19 protein-coding genes and 1 tRNA gene are annotated in these 23,152 nt (G+C 73.2%); 2 read left to right on the forward strand and 18 right to left on the reverse strand.

The features are described from left to right. Positions 1-202: 202 nt before the first annotated feature. The 6 genes from thrB to OG556_RS12570 form a co-directional block, all read right to left on the reverse strand. Positions 203-1,141 carry a homoserine kinase gene (thrB, locus tag OG556_RS12545; protein WP_371517128.1) on the reverse strand — a complete coding sequence of 313 codons (939 nt, stop codon included), beginning with the start codon at positions 1,139-1,141 and terminating at the stop codon, positions 203-205. Positions 1,142-1,502: 361 nt separating this feature from the next. After that, the gene (gene thrC, locus OG556_RS12550; protein WP_063347816.1) at positions 1,503-2,600 is read right to left on the reverse strand and encodes a threonine synthase; all 1,098 of its coding nucleotides are present in this window, start codon (positions 2,598-2,600) and stop codon (positions 1,503-1,505) included. 9 nt (positions 2,601-2,609) lie between these two features. Beyond that, the gene (locus tag OG556_RS12555) at positions 2,610-3,902 is read right to left on the reverse strand and encodes a homoserine dehydrogenase (RefSeq protein ID WP_371517129.1); all 1,293 of its coding nucleotides are present in this window, start codon (positions 3,900-3,902) and stop codon (positions 2,610-2,612) included. Between the two features lie 138 nt (positions 3,903-4,040). Beyond that, on the reverse strand, positions 4,041-5,432 hold the full coding sequence (gene lysA, locus OG556_RS12560; protein WP_371517130.1) for a diaminopimelate decarboxylase: 1,392 nt from the start codon (positions 5,430-5,432) through the stop codon (positions 4,041-4,043). Between the two features lie 87 nt (positions 5,433-5,519). Further along, entirely contained in the window at positions 5,520-7,181 is a 1,662-nt protein-coding gene (argS, locus tag OG556_RS12565) for an arginine--tRNA ligase (protein WP_371517131.1), read from the reverse strand. 84 nt (positions 7,182-7,265) lie between these two features. Continuing rightward, entirely contained in the window at positions 7,266-7,685 is a 420-nt protein-coding gene (locus OG556_RS12570; RefSeq protein ID WP_371522679.1) for a PleD family two-component system response regulator, read from the reverse strand. Positions 7,686-7,881: 196 nt separating this feature from the next. Here OG556_RS12570 and OG556_RS12575 point away from each other — a divergent pair. Continuing rightward, positions 7,882-7,953: transfer RNA gene (locus OG556_RS12575), tRNA-Arg, on the forward strand. 109 nt (positions 7,954-8,062) lie between these two features. On the opposite strand, the gene OG556_RS12580 is transcribed toward OG556_RS12575, so the two are convergent. The 4 genes from OG556_RS12580 to OG556_RS12595 form a co-directional block, all read right to left on the reverse strand. Further along, the gene (locus OG556_RS12580; RefSeq protein WP_371517132.1) at positions 8,063-9,127 is read right to left on the reverse strand and encodes a trypsin-like serine protease; all 1,065 of its coding nucleotides are present in this window, start codon (positions 9,125-9,127) and stop codon (positions 8,063-8,065) included. A gap of 116 nt (positions 9,128-9,243) precedes the next feature. Further along, positions 9,244-10,161: a carbohydrate kinase family protein gene (locus tag OG556_RS12585; RefSeq protein WP_371517133.1), complete on the reverse strand. Its 918-nt coding sequence runs from the start codon at positions 10,159-10,161 to the stop codon at positions 9,244-9,246. 81 nt (positions 10,162-10,242) lie between these two features. Further along, the gene (locus OG556_RS12590) at positions 10,243-11,769 is read right to left on the reverse strand and encodes an MFS transporter (protein ID WP_371517135.1); all 1,527 of its coding nucleotides are present in this window, start codon (positions 11,767-11,769) and stop codon (positions 10,243-10,245) included. Between the two features lie 179 nt (positions 11,770-11,948). Beyond that, entirely contained in the window at positions 11,949-13,655 is a 1,707-nt protein-coding gene (locus OG556_RS12595; protein ID WP_371517136.1) for a DUF885 domain-containing protein, read from the reverse strand. A gap of 161 nt (positions 13,656-13,816) precedes the next feature. Between OG556_RS12595 and OG556_RS12600 the strand changes: the two genes are divergently transcribed. Further along, positions 13,817-14,572 (forward strand): TetR/AcrR family transcriptional regulator, encoded by a 756-nt coding sequence (locus OG556_RS12600; RefSeq protein ID WP_371517137.1) that lies wholly within the window; start codon positions 13,817-13,819, stop codon positions 14,570-14,572. Positions 14,573-14,623: 51 nt separating this feature from the next. Here the strand turns inward: OG556_RS12600 and OG556_RS12605 are convergent, their stop codons facing one another. The 8 genes from OG556_RS12605 to OG556_RS12640 form a co-directional block, all read right to left on the reverse strand. Beyond that, the gene (locus OG556_RS12605) at positions 14,624-15,475 is read right to left on the reverse strand and encodes a fumarylacetoacetate hydrolase family protein (RefSeq protein ID WP_371517139.1); all 852 of its coding nucleotides are present in this window, start codon (positions 15,473-15,475) and stop codon (positions 14,624-14,626) included. Positions 15,476-15,682: 207 nt separating this feature from the next. Further along, a complete protein-coding gene (locus OG556_RS12610; protein WP_371517140.1) occupies positions 15,683-16,891 on the reverse strand; it encodes a serine/threonine-protein kinase in 1,209 nt (402 codons plus the stop codon). Between the two features lie 93 nt (positions 16,892-16,984). Continuing rightward, positions 16,985-17,968 (reverse strand): ABC transporter substrate-binding protein, encoded by a 984-nt coding sequence (locus OG556_RS12615; RefSeq protein ID WP_371517141.1) that lies wholly within the window; start codon positions 17,966-17,968, stop codon positions 16,985-16,987. Positions 17,969-18,061: 93 nt separating this feature from the next. Beyond that, positions 18,062-18,853, reverse strand: a complete 792-nt coding sequence (locus tag OG556_RS12620) for an amino acid ABC transporter ATP-binding protein (RefSeq protein ID WP_371517142.1) — start codon at positions 18,851-18,853, stop codon at positions 18,062-18,064. Then, positions 18,850-19,947 (reverse strand): amino acid ABC transporter permease, encoded by a 1,098-nt coding sequence (locus tag OG556_RS12625; protein WP_371517143.1) that lies wholly within the window; start codon positions 19,945-19,947, stop codon positions 18,850-18,852. The genes OG556_RS12620 and OG556_RS12625 overlap by 4 nt, the downstream gene beginning before the upstream one ends. Positions 19,948-19,975: 28 nt before the next feature. Continuing rightward, the gene (locus tag OG556_RS12630) at positions 19,976-20,926 is read right to left on the reverse strand and encodes an ABC transporter substrate-binding protein (protein WP_350879626.1); all 951 of its coding nucleotides are present in this window, start codon (positions 20,924-20,926) and stop codon (positions 19,976-19,978) included. 10 nt (positions 20,927-20,936) lie between these two features. Beyond that, positions 20,937-21,449, reverse strand: coding sequence for a GNAT family N-acetyltransferase (locus OG556_RS12635; RefSeq protein ID WP_371517144.1), 513 nt, complete (start codon positions 21,447-21,449; stop codon positions 20,937-20,939). Further along, a complete protein-coding gene (locus OG556_RS12640) occupies positions 21,446-22,630 on the reverse strand; it encodes an LLM class flavin-dependent oxidoreductase (protein WP_371517145.1) in 1,185 nt (394 codons plus the stop codon). The genes OG556_RS12635 and OG556_RS12640 overlap by 4 nt, the downstream gene beginning before the upstream one ends. Between the last annotated feature and the right edge of the window lie 522 nt (positions 22,631-23,152).

A 23,152-nucleotide genomic window follows, 5' to 3' on the forward strand; every position in this document is an offset into this window, starting at 1 on the left:
GTGCATCGCCGCGACTCCACGGCAGTGGAGTGCTGGGATCGGGACGCGGCGCACCGAGCCCCGGAGGGCACCTGGTGCAGCAATGAGGTTAACACTACCGACCCCCTCAGACATTCCCCAGCCTTGCGCTTGCCAATCGTGTCCGGACGGCCCGGCTCTCAGGTGGCCGGGCCGGGCCGGAAGAGCAGCCCGGACGGGCCGTTCAGCCGTCCAGCGGGAGCACGGTGGCCCCGGTCCGGTCGAGCTCCAGGCGGTGCGCGGCGAACGCCGGGTCGCCGCCGTGGCCGTGGTGCCCGGCGAAGGAGAGCACCTTGTCGGCGCCCGCCTCGTCGGTGAGCGCGAGGACGGTCGGGCCGGCCCCGGAGATCACCGCGGGGACGCCCTCCGCGCGCAGCGCGCCCACCAGGGCGGCGCTGTCGGGCATGGCGGAGGAGCGGTAGTCCTGGTGCAGGCGGTCCTCGGTGGCGGCGAGCAGCAGCTCGGGCCGCCTGGTCAGCGCCTCGACCAGCAGCGCGGCGCGGCCGGCGTTGACGGCGGCGTCGGTCAGCGGGACGGTCTTCGGCAGCAGGCCGCGGGCGGTCTCGGTGAGCACCTCGTCAGCGGGGACGAACACCACCGGGACGACCCGGTCGGAGGGCTCCAGGCTGACCGCCTTGGCCGACTCCTCGTCCGTCCAGGCGATGGTGAAGTTGCCGCGCAGGCAGGCCGCGACGTTGTCGGGGTGGCCCTCCAGCTCGGAGGCGAGGGCCAGCAGCGCGTCGTCGTCCAGCGCGGACGGGCCGCCGATGGTGACCGCGCGGGCGGCCACGATGCCGGCGCAGATCGCGGCCGAGGAGGAGCCGAGGCCGCGGCCGTGCGGTATCCGGTTGGCACAGACCACTTCGAGGCCGCGCGGCTGGCCGCCGAGGCGGTCGAAGGCGGCGCGCATCGAGCGGACCAGCAGGTGGCGCTCGTCGCGGGGCAGCGTGTCGGCGCCCTCGCCGGCGATGTCGATGGAGAGCCCGGAGTCGGCGACCCGGACGACCACGTCGTCGTACAGGCCCAGCGCGAGGCCGAAGGCGTCGAAGCCCGGGCCGAGGTTGGCACTGGTCGCGGGAACCCGGACCCGGACGGCGGCGGCACGGAACGCGGGACCGGCCATGCGGTGGACTCTCCTGGGGAAATCGGGCGGCGCGGATCGCGTCGTCGGTGCGAAGGCGGGGAATGGACCACAGGCCCCGGCGGGGCGGGCGGTCACGGTCGTTGGCGCGGCCTGGAGAAGGCCGGACCCGGGGCATGTGCCACACGGCCGAACCCAGAGTATCGAAGAGAGGTTCCCCAGTGGTACACCCCGTGGTCCTCCGATCTGGTGTGTTGCCGCTTCTGGCCGGAATGCGTACCGGAATCAGATCGGAATGCGCGGCGTAATTGACACAAAAGTGTCACCGGAGAACATCGACGGGCCGACCCCCGAAAGGGTCGGCCCGTCGAGGCGTCGGGCGCCCGCGGGGCCCGACGGCAGGTCAGTCGAGCAGGCCCAGGCGCTGCGCCGCCGCCTCCGGGTCGATCGGGACGATCTGCGGCTGCGGCGCGCCGGCCACCGCCCAGTCCGGGTCCTTGAGGCCGTTGCCGGTCACGGTGCAGACGATGCGCTGGCCCGGGTCGACCAGGCCGGCCTCCGCCTTGGCCAGCAGGCCGGCCACCGAGGCGGCCGAGGCGGGCTCCACGAAGACGCCCTCCTGCGCGGCCAACAGCCGGTAGGCGGACAGGATCTGACGGTCCGTCACCTTGTCGATGAGGCCGCCCGACTCGTCCCGCGCGGCGAGCGCGAAGTCCCAGGAGGCCGGGTTGCCGATCCGGATCGCGGTGGCGATGGTCTGCGGCTTGAGCACCGGCGCGCCGTCCACGATCGGGGCCGAGCCGGAGGCCTGGAAGCCCCACATCCGCGGGGTGCGCGTGGCCAGGCCGTCGGCGGAGTACTCGCGGTAGCCCTTCCAGTACGCGGTGATGTTGCCCGCGTTGCCGACCGGCAGGACGTGGATGTCCGGGGCGTCGCCGAGCATGTCGACGATCTCGAAGGCAGCCGTCTTCTGGCCCTCGATCCGCACCGGGTTCACCGAGTTGACCAGCGCCACCGGGTACTTCTCGGACAGTTCACGCGCGAGGGTGAGGCAGTCGTCGAAGTTCCCGTCCACCTGGAGGATCTTGGCGCCGTGCACCAGCGCCTGGCCCATCTTGCCGAGGGCGATCTTGCCCTGCGGGACGAGCACCGCGCAGACCATCCCGGCCCGCACCGCGTACGCGGCGGCGGAGGCCGAGGTGTTGCCGGTGGAGGCGCAGATGACGGCCTGCGCCCCCTCCTCCTTGGCCTTGGAGATGGCCATCGTCATCCCGCGGTCCTTGAAGGAGCCGGTCGGGTTGGCGCCCTCGACCTTGAGGTAGACCTCGCAGCCGGTGCGCTCGGACAGCACCTGGGCGGGGACCAGCGGCGTGCCGCCCTCCAGCAGGGTGACCACCGGGGTGGCCGCGGTGACCGGCAGGCGGTCCCGGTACTCCTCGATCAGGCCGCGCCACTGGTGGGTGTGCGCGCCTCGGACGACGTTCTCGGCAACGGCGTTCATGGCTGTTCCTTACTCCCCTTCGACCCGCATGATGCTGGCCACGTCCCGCACGCTGTCCAGCGCGCGGAGCTTGTCGACCGTCGCCGACAGCGCGGCGTCGGTGGCACGGTGAGTGACCACGACGAGCGAGGCGTCGCCGTCGCGGCCCTGCTGGCGCACGGTGTCGATGGAGACGCCGTGCTCCGCGAAGACGGACGCGACCTGGGCGAGGACACCGGCACGGTCGTCCACGTCCAGGCTGACGTGGTAGCGGGTGACCACCTCGTCCATCGGCTTGGCGGGCAGCTGCGTGTACACCGAGTCACCGGGACCGGTGGCACCGGCCAGCTTGTTGCGACAGACCGCGACCAGGTCGCCGAGCACCGCGGAGGCGGTCGGCGAGCCGCCCGCGCCCGGGCCGTAGAACATCAGCCGGCCGGCCGCCTCGGCCTCGACGAACACCGCGTTGTACGCCTCGCGGACGGAGGCCAGCGGGTGCGACAGCGGGATCATCGCCGGGTGGACCCGCGCGGTGACGGACTCGCCGTCCGCCGCCCGCTCGCAGATCGCGAGCAGCTTGACCACGCAGCCCATCTCCTTGGCGGAGGCGATGTCGGCGGCCGTCACCTCGGTGATGCCCTCGCGGTAGACGTCCGCCGCGGTGACCTTGGTGTGGAAGGCGATGCCGGCCAGGATCGCGGCCTTGGCGGCGGCGTCGAAGCCCTCGACGTCGGCCGTCGGGTCGGCCTCGGCGTAGCCCAGCGCGGTGGCCTCCTCCAGCGCCTCCGAGTAGCCGGCGCCGGTGGTGTCCATCTTGTCGAGGATGAAGTTGGTGGTGCCGTTGACGATGCCCAGCACCCGGTTGACCTTGTCCCCCGCGAGGGACTCGCGCAGCGGGCGCAGCAGCGGGATCGCGCCCGCCACCGCGGCCTCGTAGTACAGGTCCACCCCGGCCGCGGCGGCCGCGGCGTGCAGTTCGGTGCCGTCCTTGGCGAGCAGCGCCTTGTTGGCGCTGACCACCGAGGCGCCCCGCCGGAACGCCGACAGGATGAGGTGTTTGGACGGCTCGATACCGCCCACGACCTCGACCACCACGTCGATGTCGCCCCGGTTGACCAGGGCCTCGGCGTCGGTGGTGATCAGGTGCTCGGGCACGCCCGGGCGCACCCGGCCGGCCCGGCGGACCGCGATCCCCGCGAGCTCGACCGGGGCACCGATGCGCGCGGCGAGGTCGTCGGCCGTCGTCGTCATGATGCGCGCCACCTCGGAGCCCACCACACCACAACCCAGCAACGCCACCTTCAGCGGGCGCGTACGCATCATCCGACTCCGCTCTGCATTCTTCGTGCTTCGGTAATTCCGGCGGGATTCTGGGGGCCGCCGGGAACTTCGGTCCGTACCAGTCTCGGGGACTTCCCGCACGGATCTACGGTCGTTCCATGATCTGAGACAAGGATTTCGTCATCCGATATCGAGACGCAGGAGATCCTCCTCCGTCTCGCGCCGGACGATCACCCGCGCGGCGCCGTCCTTGACGGCCAGCACGGGAGGCTTCAGGGCGTGGTTGTAGTTGCTCGCCATCGAGCGGCAGTACGCGCCGGTGGCGGGCACCGCGATCAGGTCGCCCGGGGCCAGGTCGGCCGGCAGGAAGGCGTCCCGGACCACGATGTCGCCGGACTCGCAGTGCTTGCCGACCACCCGCACCAGCATCGGCTCGGCGTCGCTGCGGCGCGACACCAGGGCCACCGAGTACTCGGCGTCGTACAGCGCGGTCCGGATGTTGTCGGACATCCCGCCGTCCACGCTGACGTAGGTGCGCAGGCCCTCCAGCGGCTTGACGGTGCCGACCTCGTACAGCGTGAACGCCGTCGGGCCGACGATCGCCCGGCCCGGCTCCACGCTCAGCCGGGGGGTGTCCAGGTTCGCGGCGGCGCACTCGCGGCGCACGATGTCGGCCAGCGCGGCCGCGATCTCGGCCGGCTCGCGCGGGTCGTCCTCGCTGGTGTACGCGATGCCCAGGCCGCCGCCCAGGTCGATCTCGGGCAGCTGGACGCCGTGCTCGTCGCGGATCTCGGCCAGCAGGCCGACCACCCGGCGGGCGGCCACCTCGAAACCGGCGGTGTCGAAGATCTGCGAGCCGATGTGCGAGTGGATGCCGCGCAGCTCCAGGCCCTCGTGCCCGAGCACCCGGCGCACCGCCTCGGCGGCGGACCCGTTGCCCAGGGACAACCCGAACTTCTGGTCCTCGTGCGCCGTGGCGATGAACTCGTGGGTGTGCGCCTCGACGCCGACGGTGATCCGGATCAGCACCTGCTGGCGGACGCCCTGGCGGGCGGCGATGGCGGCCAGCCGCTCGATCTCCTCGTAGGAGTCGACCACGATGCGCCCGACGCCGGTCTTCACCGCGTGTTCGAGCTCGTCCGCCGTCTTGTTGTTGCCGTGCAGCGCGATCCGCTGCGGCGGCATCCCGGCGGCCAGCGCCACCGTCAGCTCGCCGGAGCTGCACACGTCGAGGTTCAGGCCCTCCTCGTGCAGCCAGCGCACGATCGCCTTGGAGAGGAACGCCTTGCCGGCGTAGAAGACGTCCGCCTCGGTGCCGAAGGCGTCGCGCCAGGCCCGCGCCCGGGCCCGGAAGTCGTCCTCGTCGAGCACGTAGGCCGGCGTGCCGAACTCGGCCGCCAGGGACTTGACGTCGATCCCGCCGACGGTGGCCACGCCCTCGGCGTCGCGGGCGACGGTGCGCGACCAGACCTTGGGGTCGAGCGCGTTCAGGTCGGCCGGCGGGGCGGCGTAGTGGCCCTCGGGCAGCACGTCACCGTGACGGGGGCCTGCGGGGTGTGCGGAGCGAGACATGTCCTCTGCTTCCTTGACCTATGGCGAGGGGCGGCGACGGTCTCCGTTGACCGTCAGCCGCCCCCGCTGCGCACTTGGGGGTGGTGCCTACATCCGCTCGGGCGCCGTGACGCCCAGGAGCGTCAGGCCGTTGGCCATCACCGTTCGCGTGGCCTCGACCAGCCAGAGCCGGGCGCGGTGCGTGTCCGTGAGCTCCTCGTCGCCCTTGGGCAGGAACATGCAGTTCTCGTACAGGCGGTGGTACTTGCCCGCGAGGTCCTCCAGGTAGCGGGCGACCCGGTGCGGCTCGCGCAGCTCGCCGGCCGTGGCCAGGATCCGCGGGAACTCGCCGAGGGCACCGAGGATGTCGTTCTCCCACACGGTGGCGAGCAGCTCGGGCTTGAAGTCCTCCGCCGCGCCCTTGTCGACGCCGAGCTGCGCGGCCTTGCGGGCCACGCCGCACATCCGGGTGTGCGCGTACTGGACGTAGTAGACCGGGTTCTCGTTCGACTGGCTGGTCAGCACGTTGATGTCGAGCGTGATGGTGGAGTCCGTGGGGGACCGCGTCAGGGTGTAGCGGGCGGCGTCCACGCCGATCCACTCGATCACGTCGTCGATCGTGATGATGTTGCCGGCCCGCTTGGACATGCGGACCTCTTCGCCGTCGCGAAGCATCTTCACGAACTGGCCGATCTTGACCTCGATGTTGCGGTTCATGTCGTCGCCCGCGCAGGCCACGATGGCCTTCAGCCGGTTGACGTAGCCGTGGTGGTCGGCGCCCAGCATGTAGACGGAGACCTCGGCACCGCGGTCCCGCTTCGACAGGTAGTACGCGGCGTCGGCGGCGAAGTAGGTGGTCTCGCCGTCGGCCTTGACCAGGACGCGGTCCTTGTCGTCGCCGAAGTCGGTGGTGCGCAGGAAGACCGCGCCGTCCTGCTCGAAGACGTGGCCCTGCTCGCGCAGCCGGTCCATGGCCTTCTCGACCGCGCCGGACTCGTGCAGCGTCTTCTCCGAGAACCAGACGTCGAAGTGGGTGCCGAACTCCTGCATCGAGCGCTGGATCTCGGCCACCATGAGCTTGAGGCCCTCGGTGCGGAAGGCCTCCAGCTGCTCGGCGTCGGGCAGGTCGAGCACGCCCGGGACGCCGTCGGTGATCGCCTTGGCGATGTCGCCGATGTACTCGCCCACGTAGCCGTCGGCAGGGACGGGCTGACCGTTCGCGGCGGCCTTCAGCGAGCCGGCGAACTTGGAGATCTGCACGCCGGCGTCGTTCAGGTAGTACTCGGTGGTGACGTCGGCGCCGCTGGCCCGCAGCACGCGCGCCAGCGAGTCGCCGACGGCGGCCCAGCGGACGCCGCCGATGTGGATCGGGCCGGTCGGGTTGGCGGAGACGAACTCCAGGTTGATCTTCAGGCCCTTGAGCGCCTCGTTGCGCCCGTAGGCCTCGCCCGTCTCGACGATGGTGCGCGCCAGCGCGCCCTGGGTCGCGGCGTCCATGGTGATGTTCAGGAAGCCCGGCCCGGCGATGTCGACCTTGGCGACGCCGGTGATCCCTCGCAGGCGGTCGGCCAGCAGTTCCGCCACGGCTCGCGGCGGGCGGCCGGCCGCCTTGGCGAGCTGGAGGGCCACGTTGATCGCGTAGTCGCCGTGGTCCCTGTTCTTGGGTCGCTCGACCATCACGTGCTCGGGCACGGCGACGGTCAGCTCGCCCGCCTCGACGGCGGCGCTCACTGCGGCCTGGACTGCCTGGGAAAGCTCTGCGGGTGTCACGACGCCAAGCGTAGGCGAGACGGGGTACCCGCCCGCCACCCGGTTTGCCGGTCGGGACGCCCGCGGGCCCTCCCGTCAGCGGTGTCAGCCCCGATCGGTCCGCTCCGTTCGCTCAGGGCGAAACCCGCCCGGCTGTCCCCCCAGGGTCATCAGCCGCCGCACCAGCGCCACCAGATCGGCCGGGTCGAAGGGCTTGCCGAGGTAGCCGTCCACCCCGACGGCCTCCCCCAGGTCCAGATCGGCCGGGGTGCAGGCGCTCACGATCGCGATCGGCAGCCGACTGGTCCCCGGGGTCGCGCGCAGCCGGGCCGCCGTCCGCAGGCCGTCCAGGCGCGGCATCATCACGTCCAGCGTCACGACGTCCGGCTTCACCCGGCGGACCACCTCCAGGCACTCGGCGCCGTCGGCGGCGGTCACCACCTCGAAGCCCTCAAGCTCCAGGTTGACCCTGATCAGCTGGCGGATCACCTCGCTGTCGTCCACCACGAGGACCCGCCCGGACACTCCCGACACCTCACCGAGGGTATCGGCGCCCCCGCCGCCCCGTCCGGCCTTTGGGCACTTCCACCGCCCCCTCGCCGCCCGCCGACGCACCTCGCACCCACTCCGGCGCCCCCGTCGCAAACCCGTGCACGGACCACGCCCGGAGCCTGGTAGTGTTCTTCACGTCGGAGGCCGAAACGCCGACGACACCGAGCAGGCCCCCGTAGCTCAGGGGATAGAGCACCGCCCTCCGGAGGCGGGTGCGTAGGTTCGAATCCTACCGGGGGCACTTCGCAAGGAGTGCAACTGAGGCCCAGATCAGTGGAGTTGATCCACGGATCTGGGCCTTCGTCATGTCCGGGCCCGGTCGGCGGCGCGCGGCGCGGGCCCGGCCGGGCTCAGGACGAGGCGCCCTCGACCTGGGAGACCAGCCCGGCGACGGTGTGGTCGAAGTAGGCGCTGTAGGACACGTCGTCGGTGTCGCCGCCCTGCTGGTAGCCGCCGATGGCGCCGACCACGTCACCGGTGGCGACGTTGATCCAGGGGCCGCCGCTGGTGCCGGACGGGTAGGCGGGGCAGTCGATGACGCGCTGGTAGGTGCTCTGCCGGCCGGTGGTGTTGGTGCACAGGATGGGCTCCTCGGCGTCGCCGGGGTAGCCGTAGAGGCGGACGGTCGCGCCGAAGGGCTCGTCGGCGCCGAGCCGGTTGCCGCCGACCACGTCCTCGACCTTGCGGCCGTTGCTCGGGGCCGTCTCCAGGATGGCGAAGTCCTCGTCCTGGTCGCCCTTCTGGGACCAGCCGGTGGTGGTGTGGACCGCGGTGACCTGCCAGCTGCCGTACGGGGCGGAGCCGTCGCGGTAGCCGGGGACGAAGGTGACGCCGCCGGCGCTGCTGAGGCAGTGCGCGGCGGTCAGCAGCAGGTTGCCGCCGGGGCTGTGCAGCACGCTGGCGGTGCAGAAGTGGTTACCGGCCGCCACGGTGCCGCTGAACAGCGCGCCCACGGTGGCGGCTTCGGGGGTGGCGGCGGCGGTGGCGGTGGTGCCGAGGACGGCGCCGCGGGTGTCGGGGGTGGCCGGCGCGGAGGGCGTCGGGGCGGCCGCCGGGGCGCTGCCGGGGTCGGCGCTCGCACTGTCGGCCGGGCCGTCGGCCGGGGCGGCGGACGGGCTGTCGGTCGGAGCGGCGGACGGGCCGTCGGCCGGGGCGGCGGACGGGCTGTCGGTCGGAGCGGCGGCGTCGACCGGTGCGGGTGCGGCGGGCGCCTCGGACGCGGGCCCGGTCGCGGCCGGAGCGACGGCGGCCCGGGAGCTGCGGGCCGCCTTCCCGGCGGCCGTCGCGTCGGACAGGCTCAGCCCGTGCGTACCGGTGACCACGGCGGCCACCACCACCGCCGAGAGCGCGGTGAACAGGGTCGGCCCCAGCAGGCTGCGGCGGCGGCGCGACGTCGGGCGGCGGTGCTGACCCATGTCTGTCTCTCCTGCCAGTGGTCGACGGTTTTCCGGGGGCTGCGTGCGATCAACGACTATGCCGTTTCAGCCTGGAAAGGTCGTTACCGGTGGCTGGGATATCCATGAGAAAAAGCTCACCCGGCGGCGCGTAAGCGGTCCAGCGCGCTCCCCAGCTCCTCGGCCCCGATGAAGGCGGTGTGCGTCCCGGCGACGGTGCAGGTGAAGGCACCGGCGACCGAGCCGGCCCGGGCGCACTCCAGCGGCGGGCGGCCCCGGAACCAGGCGGCGAGGAAGCCCGCGACGAAGGCGTCCCCGGCGCCGTTGGTGTCCACCACCGGGCGGCCCGGGTCGACGGCCGGCAGGTGGTGCACCTCGTCGTCGTCCCGGGTGAGCAGGTAGCAGCCGTCGGCGCCCGCGGTGGCGGTGACGACAGCGGCGCGGCCCTCGGCGAGGATCGCGCGCATCAGCTGCTCGTGCCGGCCGCGGCAGCCGGCCACCGAGAGGAACACCAGGTCCGAGCCGAGCGCGTAGTCGCGGTGGTGCGGGTTGGCGCCGTCCCAGTCGTGCAGGTCGGTGGAGGTGGTGCGGCCGAGCCGGTGGAGGTCGGCGTACATGTCCCGGTTGACGCCGGTGATGGAGAGGTGGACGTGCCGGCTGCGCCGCGCGTACGGCAGGTAGAACTCGGGCGGCAGCCGCAGGTCGGCGGGGTGGCGGCCGTCGAAGAAGGAGAACCGGCGGCCGTCGGCGTCCACCAGGTTGACCCCGCGCGGGGTGCCGTGCGGGCTCACCAGGTGTGCGAAGTGCAGGCCGTGGCGCTCGTAGGAGGCGCGGACCAGGGCGCCCTGCGGGTCGTCGCCGAGGAAGTCGAGGAAGGCGGTGCGCAGGCCGAGGCGGTGGGCGCCGAGGGCGACGCCGTTTCCGGTGTGGCCGACGTAGTCGCGGACGGGTCCGACGAACAGCGAGTCGCCGGGCGGGACCTCCAGCCGGTCCACCCGGACGATGGTGTCGACGCCGGAGCCGCCGACGACGAGCAGGTCGAACTCGGGCAGCACGACGGCGCCTCCTCGGTTCCTGGACGGTGGCCAGGAGTCAAGCAGGCGCCGGAGGTTGACTGCAAGGACTTGCTGAAAATTTCAGGGTTCTCGTCGGGGCTCAGCCGGGACGGTCGCGGAGGCGCCCGCGTGCGCCTCACCCGGGCCCACGGTGGTCACCGTGGGCGCCGGCCGGTGGTCGATCACCCGGAAGGCGATCAGCGCGGCCAGCAGCAGGACGCCCGTCGACACCCAGTTCGCGACCACGTAGCCGTGCACCGTGGCCTGGGCCCGTACCACCGGCGACGAGGCGATCCGGGTGGCCAGGAACGACGCGGTGGCACTGGCCGCGACCGTGTTCAGCAGCGCCGTGCCGAACGAACCGCCCACCTGCTGGGCCGAGTTGATGGTGGCCGAGGCCGCGCCCGCCTCGCGCGGGGAGACCCCGAGGGTGGCCAGGTTCATCGACGGCATGAAGACCAGGCCCATGCCGGAGCCGAGCAGCAGCTCGGCGGGCAGCACCGTGCCGGCCCACGGGCCGTCGACCGTCATCCGGGTCAGCCAGGCCATGCCGGCCGCGGCGAGCAGCAGCCCGGGGCAGACCAGGTTCCGGGTCGGCACCCTGGTCATCAGCCGGGCCGCGAAGCCGGTCGAACTGAGCACGATGGCGGCCGTCATGGGCAGGAAGGAGACGCCCGACAGCACCGGGGAGAAGTGCTTGATGACCTGGAGGTAGTAGGTGAGGAAGAGGAACAGGCCGAACATGCCGATCATGGCCAGGCCGACCGAGAGGGCGGCGCCGCCGCGGTTGCGGTCGGCGACGATGTACAGCGGCAGCAGCGGGTGCGTGGTGCGCCGCTCGACCAGGACGAACACCGCGAGCAGCGCCAGGCCGGCGGCCAGCGAACCGAGCACCAGCCCGTCGCCCCAGGTCCGGGTGACGGCCTCGGAGGTGCCGAAGACGATCGCCAGCAGGCCGCCGCAGCCGAGCAGCGCGCCGGGCAGGTCGAGCCGGACCCGGCGCCCCCTGGCGGCGCTGTCGCGCTCCAGGAGGCCGGTGGCCGCGAGGGCCGCGGCGGCGGCGATCGGGACGTTGACGAACAGGCACCAGCGCCAGTCCAGGTACTCGGTCAGCAGCCCGCCCAGGATCAGGCCGAGCGCGGAGCCGCCAGCGGCGATCGCGCCGAAGACGCCGAAGGCCGTACTGCGCTCCCTGGGGTCCGTGAAGGTGGTGGAGAGCAGCCCCAGGGCCGAGGGGGCGAGCAGGGCGCTGAACCCGCCCTGGAGGGCGCGGGCGCCGAAGAGCATGGCGGAGCCGTCCGCCGAGCCGCCGAGGGCGGAGGCGGCGGCGAAGCCCAGCAGGCCGACGGTGAAGACGCGCTTGCGGCCGAAGAGGTCGCCCAGCCGTCCGCCGAGCAGCAGCAGGCCGCCGAAGGCGAGCGTGTAGGCGGTGATCACCCACTGCCGGTCGGCGTCGGAGATGCCCAGGTCCCGCTGGGCCGACGGCAGCGCGATGTTCACGATGGTGACGTCGAGGACGATCATGAGCTGGGCGACGGCGATGACGGCCAGCGCCCACCAGCGGCGGCTGTCCGCGTTCTCATGACCGGTGGCGGTTTGCGCAGACACTGGTCAGCCTTCCGGAGGGGTACGGAGGGGTCACGCAGTCGGGGATGTCACGCAGTCGCCTTCAAGCGAAGCTCCCGCACGGGCGGATGGCAAGGAAAAACCTCACCAAATCGACCTTTTCGGACCAAAGGACCAGCGGCCCCGGGACTCGCGGACGAGGCCCGGGGCCGGCGTCCGCCCTACAGCGCGGACAGCTCGTCGACCAGGTCGTCCAGCCCCAGCGAGCCCTGCGAGAGCGCCGCCATGTGCCAGGCCTTGAGGTCGAACTCCTCGCCGCGCGCCTCGTGCGCCGCCCGCGCCGCCGCCCGGCCGCGCAGCCAGGCGCGCTCGCCCAGCTTGTAGCCGATGGCCTGGCCGGGCATGCCCAGGTAACGGACCAGTTCGCTGTCCAGGTAGTCGGGGGTCAGGCCGCAGTACCGGCCGAAGAACTCCCGGGCCGCCTCCGGGCTGACCGGCTCGCCCGGCAGGTACGGGGAGTCGGCCGGGAAGTCCAGGCCCGCGTGCATGCCGATGTCGACGATCACCCGCAGCGCGCGCATCATCTGCGCGTTGAGGTAGCCGAGGCGGTGGCCCGGGTCGGTGAGGTAGCCGAGCTCGTCCATCAGGCGCTCGGCGTACAGCGCCCAGCCCTCCAGGTTGGCGCTCACCCCGCCCAGGCTGACCTGGTAGGTGGAGAGCCGGTCCGCAACGTAGTTCCACTGCGCGAGCTGCAGGTGGTGGCCCGGGACGCCCTCGTGGTACCAGGTGGAGACCAGGTCCCAGACCGGGAAGCGCTCCCGGCCGAGCGCCGGCAGCCAGGTCCGCCCGGGGCGGCTGAAGTCCAGCGAGGGCGCGCTGTAGTACGGCGCGGCCGCGCTGCCGGGCGGGGCGATCCTCGACTCGACCCGGGTGATCGGCTCGGCCAGGTCGAAGTGGGTGCCCTGGAGGTCCCGGACCGCCCGGTCCATCAGCTCCTGGAGGTACACCCGGGTGGCCTCGGCGCCCTCCACGGCCGGGCCGTCCGACTCCAGCCACTTCATCGCCGCCATCGGGTCGGCGCCCGGGCGGACCTTCTCGGCCTCGGCCTCCATCTGCGCGAGCAGGTCGTGGAACTCGCCCCAGGCCCACGCGTAGGCCTCGTCCAGGTCCAGGTCGGAGCCGGTCCAGAAGCGGACGAAGCGGCGGTAGCGCTCGCGGCCGGTGGTGTCGGGGGTGTCGGCGGCGGCCGGGCCGTAGACGTCGCGCAGCCAGTCGCGCAGCTCGGCCAGCGCCTCCCCGGCGGCCAGCGCGGGCCCGGACAGCTCGGCGCGCAGGCCCTCCGGCGCGCCCTGGACGAACTCGCCGAACCAGCCGCCGGGTACGTCCCCCTCCAGCCACTCGCCGAGCTGCCCGACCACGGTGGCCACCTGGCGCGGGCCGGACAGCAGGCCGCGCTCGATGCCGGCGGCCAGCGTCTCCCGGTACTGCGCCAGCGCGAGCGGGACGCGGGCCATCCGGCGGCCGACCACCTGCCACTCGGCCTCGGTGTCGGTCCCCATCAGAGTGAAGACGTCCCGGACCTCGTGCACCGGGGAGCCCAGGTTGCGCACCGCGCGGAAGTTCTCCCCGGCCTCGTGGACGGCGAGGGAGGCGGTCAGCCGCTCGCGCAGCAGCCGGGCGCAGCGGCGCTCCGCCTCGTCCTGCGCGGCGTCGGAGCGTTCGGCCTCGGCGAGGGCCGACAGGGTGCGGCGGCCGAGGTCGGCGATCGCCTCGGCACCGGCCGGCGAGAGGTCGGGCAGCCGGTCGTCCTCGGGGCTGAACCCCAGGTAGACCGCGGTCAGCGGGTCGAGTTCGGCCAGGGCCCGGACGTAACCGTCGGCGACGCGACGCGGGGTGGTGGCGTCGGAGGTGATCAGTTCTTCAACCATTCGGACATCATGGCGTGGCGGGGGCCGATTGCAAGCCATAACCGGGCGATCGGTGACATGCACCGGTCGAACCCGCCGGGCGGACGCACGCAAACACACGTTCGGGAAACCACCGCACACGACAGGATCCGATCGGGCCCACGCCCATTACGCTGACCGCCATGGAAGCCCGCCCCGCCACGGCAACCGGCCAGGTGCCCGCCCCGGCCGCACCCGGCCCCCGCCCGCGCCGCACCGGCTACCGGCGGCTGCCGGTGCAGCAGCGCCGCGAACAGCTGATCGCGGTCGCCCTGGAACTGTTCGCCGCCCGGCCGCCCGAGGAGGTGGGCCTGGACGACGTCGCCGAGGCCGCCGGAGCCTCCCGCCCGCTGGTCTACCGCTACTTCGCGGGCGGCAAGCAGCAGTTGTACGAGGCCGCGCTGCGCAGCGCGGCCGACGAGCTGACCAGCCGCTTCGCCGTCCCGCTGGCCGGGACCCCGTCCGAGCAGCTGGCGGCCGTCCTGGACGGCTACTTCGCCTTCGTGGCCGAGCACGACGCCGGCTACTCCGCGCTGCTGCGCGGCGGTTCGGTGGTGGAGACGGCCCGCACCTCGGCGATCGTCGACGACGTCCGGCGGGCGGCGCTCAAGCGGACCCTGCGGCACCTCGGCGTGCGGGAGGCCGGGCCCCGGCTGACGCTGCTGGTGCGCTCGTGGATCGCGGTGGTCGAGGGCGCGTCGCTGACCTGGCTGGACGAGGGGCGCACGCTGCCGGTGGGCGAGCTGCGCGACTGGCTGGTGGACCAGTTCACGGCGATGGCGGCGGCGACCGCGCTGCACGACCCGCAGACCGCGCAGGTGCTGGCCGTGCTGCTCGCGCTGGAGGGGCCGCAGGCGTCGCGGGCCGAGCGGCTGCGCGAGGTGCTGGCGGCCCGGTGACCCGACCCCCGTGCCCGGGGTCGGGGCGGCCGGTGCCGCGCCGGCGGGGAGTTACGCCCTGCCGAGCACCTGCCGCTGGCGACCGAGGCCCTCGATCTCGATCTCGACGATGTCGCCCGGGGCCAGGAACGGCGTGCCGGGGTGGCCCAGGGTGACGCCGGCCGGGGTGCCGGTGACGATCACGTCGCCCGGCTCCAGGACCATGAACTGGCTGACGTAGCGGACCAGTTCGAGCACCGGGAAGATCATCTTTCCGGTGTTGCCGTCCTGCCGCAGCCCGCCGTTGACCCACAGCCGCAGCGGCAGCTGCTGCGGGTCGGCCACCTCGTCCGCGGTGACCAGCCAGGGCCCCAGCGGGGTGAAGGTCTCCGCCGACTTGCCCTTGTCCCACTGGCCGCCGCGCTCGAACTGGAAGGCCCGTTCGGTGACGTCGTTGGCGATCGTGTAGCCGGCGATCACCACCGCGGCCTCCTCGTGCCCGGCCAGGTAGCGGGCGGTGCGGCCGATCACGACGGCCAGCTCGGCCTCGTAGTCGGTCTTCTCGCCGCCGCGCGGCACCAGCACCTCGTCGTACGGGCCGACCACGGTGCAGCTCGGCTTGAGGAAGATCACCGGCTCGTCCGGGGCCGCGACCCCGGCCTCGGCGGCGTGGTCGCGGTAGTTGAGCCCGATGCCGACCACCTTGCCCGGGCGGGCGACCGGCGCGCCCACCCGCTGCCCGGCGAGGTCCACCCGGGGCAGCGCCCCGGCGGCCACGTCCCGCGCCAGGGCGGCGGTGTCCAGCCCGGCCAGGAAGGCCCCGTCAATGTCCCGGGCACGCCCGGAGAGGTCGTACCCGATGCCGTCCTGGCCCAGCACGACCGGGCGCTCGGCGCCCGGGGGTCCGACGCGGAGGAGCTTCATCGATCCGTCACCAGCCTTTTCGTCGCAGCTCGCCGGGGCGGCCGAAGACACCGCACCCGACTCCGGCAACGAGGTATATCAACGCCACCGGCCGTGAACCAGACAGTCCCGGTGGGCGGATTCCTATCAATTCCCACAGTCGCCGCAGACGCCGAATCAGCGGCCCGCACGGTTGACAGCCTCCCGCCCGTACGGCGGCGAGGGCCCTCAGCCGCCCTGCGGGCCGCCGCCGAGCAGGCCGGCCAGGCTCAGCGCCCGCGGCCGGCCCGGCCCGCTCCGGGCGGCCTCCCGGAGCCAGCGGTCCAGGTCGCGCAGCGCGTCGGCCCGGACGTCCGGTTCGGCGGCCGGCTCCGCGGCCAGCTCGCGCAGCAGCGCGACGGCGGTGCCCGGGCTGCCGTCCTGGGCCAGCCAGATGGCCAGGTCGTGGCAGGTGCGCAGGGTGCGCGGGTCGGCCGGGCCGCAGATCCGGGCGAGGTCGGGGATGAGCGCGGTGAGCATCTCGACGGCCTCCCCGGGGGCGCCCTGCGCGCCGCGCCGCCAGGCCTGGTCGGCCCGGCGGCGCAGCTGCTCCGGGCTGGGGTCGTCCGGGCGGAGCACCCCCGGTCGGATCCGGCGCAGCCGTTCCAGCACCTCGGCGGCGGTGGCCGGCCGGTCCGCGGGCCGTTTGGCGAGCAGCCCGGCGACCAGGTCGGCCAGCGCCGGATCGGTGCTGCGCACCCGGGGCGGGGTCTCCTCCAGGTGCTTGTACATGTACTCGGCGGCCGAGGAGGCGCGGAACGGGCGCCGCCCGGCGCAGAGTTCGTACAGCATGACGCCGAGCGCGTAGAGGTCGGCCCGGCCGTCCACGGCGGCGCCGGACCAGCACTCGGGCGCCAGGTACGGGACGGTGCCGACCACGCTGCCGGTGGAGGTGAGCACCGCGGACTGGGTGAGCAGCCGGGCGATGCCGAAGTCCAGCACCTTGGCCTTGCCGCCCGCGTCGACCATCACGTTCTCGGGCTTGATGTCGCGGTGGACGACGCCCGAACGGTGCGCGGCGTCCAGTGCCTTGCAGACCTGGCGCATCCACTTCAGCGCGGCCTCCTGGTCCGGGACGCCGTCCTTGAGGATGTCGGACAGGGCCCGGCCGCGGACGAGTTCCAGCACAAGGTAGTGGGTCCCCCCGGCGGCGGTCGTGACCAGGCCGTAGTCGTACACGGTCACGATGTGCGGGTTGGAGAGGCCGCCGGCCGTGCGGGCCTCGCGGACGAACCGCCCGACGGCCTCCCGGTCGGCGGCGTGCTCCGCCAGCAGCAGCTTGACCGCGACCTCGCGGTCGAGCCGCTGGTCGGTCGCCTTCCAGACCACGCCGAAGCCGCCCCTGCCCAGCCACTCGTCCAGCCGGTACCGGCCGTCGAGCACCTCCCCCTGCTGCATGTCCTCCCCCAAGTCCGCCGTGTCCGGGCGGTGTTCGCCGCCGGAGGGGTCACCATAGCGGCGGGGGGCGGCGAACGGGTGAACGGACGGGCCCTACGGCTTGGGCAGCCCGGGCGGGTTGACCTCGGAGGCCGGCACCGCCTCGTTGTCCAGGCCCCAGCGCTTGAGCACCTGGCCGTAGCTGCCGTTCCTGATCACCTCGTTCAGCGCCCCGTTGAGCGCCTGGACCAGCCCGTTGCCCTTGCGGGTGGTCGCGGCGATCTTGCCGAGGACGTCCGCGCCGCCGCCCGAGTAGGTGCCGACGATCTCGGTCTCGCCGGTCTGCGCGACGTGGAAGGCCAGGCTGGGATTGGGGCCGACGTAGGCGTCGATCCGGCCGGAGGAGAGCGCCAGGTAGAACTCGGTGCCCTGGAAGTACTTGATGTCGATCGGCTTGAGGCCGTTCCTGGTGTTCTCCTCGCTCCAGGAGATCAGCAGCTTCTCCTGGTTGGTGCCGGAGGAGACGCCGACCGACCGGCCCGCCAGGTCCCTGGCGCCGGCGACCTTGAGGCCGCTGCCCTTCCTGGCCTCGAAGCCGAGGACGTCCAGCCGGTAGGTGGCGAAGTCGTACTTCTCCTTGCGCGCCTCGGTGACGGTGATGTTGGAGAGGCCGACGTCGTACTTGCCGCTGTCCAGGCCGACGAAGATGTTCTCCCAGGAGACCGGGTTGAACTCGACCTTGAGGCCGAGCACGTTGCCGACCAGGGTGGCGATGTCCGGCTCGACGCCGATGATGGTCCTGTCGTCGTTGGCGTAGAAGTCCAGCGGCGGGGTGGTGCCGAGGGAGTCGACGACGGCCAGCGTCCCCTTCCTCCTGATCTCCTCCGGGACGAGCGCCGCGATCGCGTCGACCTTGGCCGTGGTCACCCGGTTCTGGTCGGCCGCCAGGTTCACCACGGCGCCGTTCGGCGCGGTGCTGCCCTTGGCCGGGGCGAGTTCCGCCGTGGCTCCCGAGGACGCGCCGCCGCAGGCGGTCAGGGCGAGGGCGGCGGCGAGGGCGCCGGCGGCGGCCACCAGGGCGCGACGGGGTAGGGGCATGGCGGAACTCCTGCTCGGTGAAGGGGGTTTCGGTGCGGCGGGAAGGACCGGAGGCCCTCGGCTCAGGACGCCTCGGCTCAGGAACGCCTCGGCTCAGAGCACCTTGGCGAGGAAGGCCCGGGTGCGTTCGTGCCGGGGGCGGTCCAGGACTTCGGCCGGCGGGCCCTGCTCGACCACCACGCCGCCGTCCATGAAGACGACGGTGTCGGCGACCTCGCGGGCGAAGCCGATCTCGTGGGTGACCACGATCATGGTGGTGCCGGTCCGGGCGAGGTCCTTGATGACGTCCAGCACCTCGCCGACCAGCTCCGGGTCGAGCGCCGAGGTGGGCTCGTCGAACAGCAGCACCTTCGGCTCCAGGGCCAGCGCCCGGGCGATCGCCACCCGCTGCTGCTGGCCGCCGGAGAGCTGCCGGGGGTACGCGGCGGCCTTGTCGGCCAGCCCGACCCGCTCCAGCAGCGCCAGCGCCGTCGCCCTGGCCTCGGCCCGGGGGCGGCGCAGCGCGGCGATCGGCGCCTCGACCAGGTTCTCCAGCACGGTGAGGTGCGGGAACAGGTTGAAGTTCTGGAACACGAAGCCGATGTGGGTGCGCTGGCGCAGCACCTCGCGCTCCTTGAGCTCGTACAGCCGGTCGCCGGAGCGCCGGTAGCCGATCAGCTCGCCGTCGATGGCGACGTAGCCGCCGTCGAGCTTCTCCAGGTGGTTGATCGCGCGCAGCAGCGTGGACTTGCCGGAGCCGGACGGGCCGAGCACCACGGTGACCGAGCCGGCCGGGACGTCCAGGTCGACGCCGCGCAGCACCTCCAGCGGCCCGAAGCTCTTGTGCAGCCCGCGGACCTGCACCATCGGTGCGGCCGCCGGTCCGGTCCTGGTGAGCGTGGTCATCGACGTCCTCCGGTGGTGCCCGCGGTCGCCGCGCGGGTGGTCGGCGTGCGGGTGGTCGGCGTGCGGGCGGGCAGGCTCCGGACGAAGGCCCGGGCGCGCTGGAGCGGGGTGGGCGGCGGGGTGCGCTGCGCGCCGCGGGCGAAGTAGCGCTCGACGTAGTACTGGCCGATGGACAGCACCGTGGTCAGCAGCACGTACCAGACGGTGGCGACCATCAGCAGCGGCACCACCCGGCCGGTCCGGCCGTAGACCACCTGGGCCTGGTAGAAGAGCTCGCCGATGGCCATCACGTAGACCACCGAGGTGCCCTTGAGCAGCGAGATCACCTCGTTGGCGGCGGACGGCAGGATGCCGCGCATCGCCTGCGGCAGCACGATCCGCCAGCTCTGGCGCCAGCGCGGGATGCCGAGCGCGGTGGCGGCCTCCCGCTGGCCGGCGTCCACCGCGATGACGCCGCCGCGGATGATCTCGGCGGCGAACGCGGCCTGGTGCAGCCCGAGGCCGAGCACGGCGGCGCCGAGCGCGCTCAGCACGCCGACCGTCTCGAAGTCCCCGAAGGTCGGGCCGAACGGGATGCCGATCCCGAACCGCTTGTAGAGGTACGACAGGTTGAACCAGAACACCAGCTGGACGATCAGCGGGATCGAGCGGAACACCCACACGTACGCCCAGGCGACGGACTGGAGGATCGCGCTGCGGGACAGCCGCATCGCGGCCACCACGGCGCCCAGCAGGAAGCCCAGCCCGGTGCCGTAGACGGTGAGTTCGAGGGTGCGGCCGACCGCCTGGACGATCGTGTCGGCGGTGAAGTAGACCCGGAAGGTGGCCCAGTCCCAGCCGGGGTTGGTGGCCAGGCCGTGGGCGAACTGGGCGAGCACGACGAGGGCGGCGACCCCGATCCCCCAGCGCCAGGGGTGCCGGGCGGGGACGGCCCGCAGGCCGGCCAGTTCGTCGAGGTCCAAGCCGGGGCCGGGGCCGGTGCCGGTGCCCGGACCGGGATCGGGTCCGGACGCCGGTGCCCGCTCGGCCCGGGCCTTGGCCGAGGCTTGGGCTTGGGCCTGGGCCTGGGAGGTCGCGGTGGTGCTGGCGGTCATCGGGGGGCTCCTTCGGCAGACCCGGGGATCACTGGTGTTCGGGCGGGCTGATCAGGGACTCCTTGATCGCCGATTCGGCGACCCCCCACTTCCTGAGGATCCGCTCGTACGTCCCGTCCTTGATCAGCTGGTTGACCGCCGCCTGGAAGGCCGGGGTGAGCTTCGAGCCCTTCTTGAACGCGAAGCCGACGTCCAGCCGGTGGAACTCGCCGAGGAAGCGCGTCCCGGAGGCCTCCTGCGCGGCCTGGTAGCGCAGGCCGTTGATGGTGGACATCAGGACGTCGACCCGGCCCTGCTGGAGGCCGGTGAGCACGGCCCCGGGGTCGCTGAACGCCCTGACCTCGTACGGCTTCTTCCCGGCGTCGGTGCAGGCGGTGCGCTTCGCGTTCAGCGTGGTCTCGAAGGTGGTGCCGGCGCCGGTGCCGATGGTCAGCCCGCAGAGCTGGAGCAGGTCGGTGACCGGCTGGACGGCCTGGTTGTCCTTGCGGACGGCGAAGCCCTGGCCGTCGTCGATGTAGGTGACGAAGTCGATGGTCTTCAACCGGGCCGTGGTGACCCCGAAGTTGCCGGTGCCGACGTCGAACTTGCCGCTGTCCAGGGCGGGCAGGATGGTCTCGAAGGCGGCCTCCTGGCGCTGCACGGTCAGCCCGAGCAGCCTGGCCACCGCGTCGGTGAAGTCCACGTCGATCCCGGCCGGCTTCTTGGTGGCCTGGTCGGCGTAGAAGGCGGTGGGCGGCGAGCCGAAGGACGTGCCGAAGGTCAGCGTGCCGGCCTTGCGGACCTCCTCGGGCAGCAGCGCGGCGGCGGCGTCCGACTTCGCGAGGCCGGAGACGACGTCCTGGGAGACGGCGGTGGCGGCGGGCCCGCTCGCCCCCGCCGGGCCCGCGATCTTCGGGTCCGAGCCGCACGCGGCCAGCGCCAGCACCGGCAGCAGGGCGGTGGCCGCGAGCAGGCGGCGGCGGACGGTGGTGCTTCTCACGGGGGGCCTTTCAGGGGGTCGGAGCCAGCACCGGCAGGTGCTTCTCGAAGGGGAGCGGGCCGATGGTCAGGGGATCGGCGGCGACGTCGAACAGCGGGGTGTAGCCGGACGCCAGGTAGAGGCCCCTGGCCTCGGGCTGGCGCGGACCGGTGGTGAGGTAGACCCGGGTGTAACCGGCGGCGGCCGCCGTCCGCTCCAGCTCGGCCAGCACCCGGCGGGCCAGGCCGCGGCGGCGGTGCGCGGAGTGCGTCCACATCCGCTTCAGCTCGGCGGTGCGCTCGTCGTACCGCTTGTACGCGCCGCCGGCGACCGGCTCGCCGTCCTCCAGCAGGAGCAGCAGGACGCCGTGCGGCTCGGCGAAGGCGTCCCGGGGGTAGCGGGTCATCTCCTGGTGCGCCTCGGGGCCGTAGCGGCTGACGTACTCGTGGGTGAGCTCGCGCAGCAGCGGCTCGACCAGCGGGTCGTCGATGGTGACCCGGCGGAACCCGGCCGCCGGGCCGGCCCACCGGTCCGGAGCGCTCACGCCTGCACCGCGATCAGCTGGTGCCGGTCCCGCTCGGTCCGCTCGGCGTGCTCGGCCGCCGCCGCGGCCTTGGCGGCGTCCCGCTTGGCGACCTCCTCGCGGACGATCGGGATGACGTGGCGGCCGAAGTCGATCGCGTCGTCCAGCAGGTGGTAGCCGCGGGCGGAGAGGATGTCCACGCCGAGGTCGTAGTAGTCGAGCAGCGCCTCGGCGACCGTCTCCGGGGTGCCGACCAGGGCGTTGGAGTTGCCGGCCCCGCCGGTGGCCGCGGCGGTCGGGGTCCACAGCGCGCGGTCGTAGCGCTCGCCGGCCTCGGCGATCTCGATCAGCCGCTGGGAGCCGGTGTTCTCGGGTGTCACCGCCTCGGGCGCTGCGGCGCCGCGCGGGCGGCCCCGGCGGACGAGCTCCCCGGACTCCCGGCGGGCCCTGATCGCGGCCACCGTCCGGTGCGCCTTCTCCCACGCCAGTTCCTCGGTCGGCGCGATGATCGGCCGGAACGCCACCTGGATCCGCGGCACGTCGGTGCGCCCGGCGGCCCGGGCCGCCTCCTTCACCCGCTCGATCTGCTCGGCGGTGCGGGCCAGCGGCTCGCCCCACAGGCAGTAGACGTCCGCCTCGGCGCCGCCGGCCGCGTAGGCGGCGTCCGAGGAGCCGCCGAAGGAGACCCCGGGGCGCGGCTGCTGGACGGGGAAGACGTCGGAGACGAAGTCGTTGAAGCGGTAGTGGGCGCCCTCGTGGTCGAAGGGCTCCCGGCTGGTCCACGCCTTCTTGACGATGCCGATGTACTCGCGGGTGCGCTCGTAGCGCTCGTCCTTGGACAGGAAGTCGCCCTCGCGCTGCTGCTCGTGGTCGCTGCCGCCGGTGATGAAGTGGACGGTCAGCCGCCCGTCGCTGATCTGGTCCAGGGTCGCGAAGGTCTTGGCGGCGAAGGTCGGGTAGGAGACGTTCGGCCGGTGCGCCAGCAGGATCTGCAGCCGGTCCAGGTGCGAGGCGAGGAAGGCCGCCGCGGCCGCGGGTTCCGGGGAGCCTGCGCCGTACGCGAAGAGCACCCGGTCCCAGCCGTGGTCCTCGTGGGCCCGGGCCAGCCGCAGGGTGTAGTCGCGGTCGAAGGCTGCGGTGGAGCGGGGGGTGGTCTCCGAGCCGTCGCCGGTGGCGGCGATACCGAGGAATTCGACGGGCATGGCGGAACCTTTCGGGGTGAGCGGAGTCCGGTGGACTGCGGGTGGGCAGGCCGGAGCCGGCCGGGGCGGGGCGGCCGTGGACACGGGTGCGCGGCGGGCGCGCCGACGGTGGGGTCGGCGCGCGCACGGCGGGAGGAGGTGGGAGGCAGGCGTGGACGAGGGAGTACTGCCGGAGTTCAGTGCGCGGTCGTCGGACGGCAGCGTGCGCCTGGGACGCCGTCAGCTGCGGACGGCTGGTCCCGGCCCGCGGCGGGGCAGACCGAGGGAGGGCTCCCCGCGGGAGATCAGGGCCGGACGGGCGGCCCGCTGCCGGGTCAGCCGCGACACGCCGCGGACCACACCCGACCGAAGTCGATGTGGTCGCGGGTGACCAGGGGCTGCTCGGCGTACATGGCCTCAAGTTGAACAGCCTGCCAAGTGGTCCGTCAACCACCCATCATTGCCGCTCTGTTGCGATCTCCTGTCGCCCTGCGACCGGTCCGCGCCGGGCCCCGGTCGGGGCCCGGACCACCCTTGACAGCC

This window comes from Kitasatospora sp. NBC_01300, assembly GCF_041435235.1.
GTDB lineage: Bacteria > Actinomycetota > Actinomycetes > Streptomycetales > Streptomycetaceae > Kitasatospora.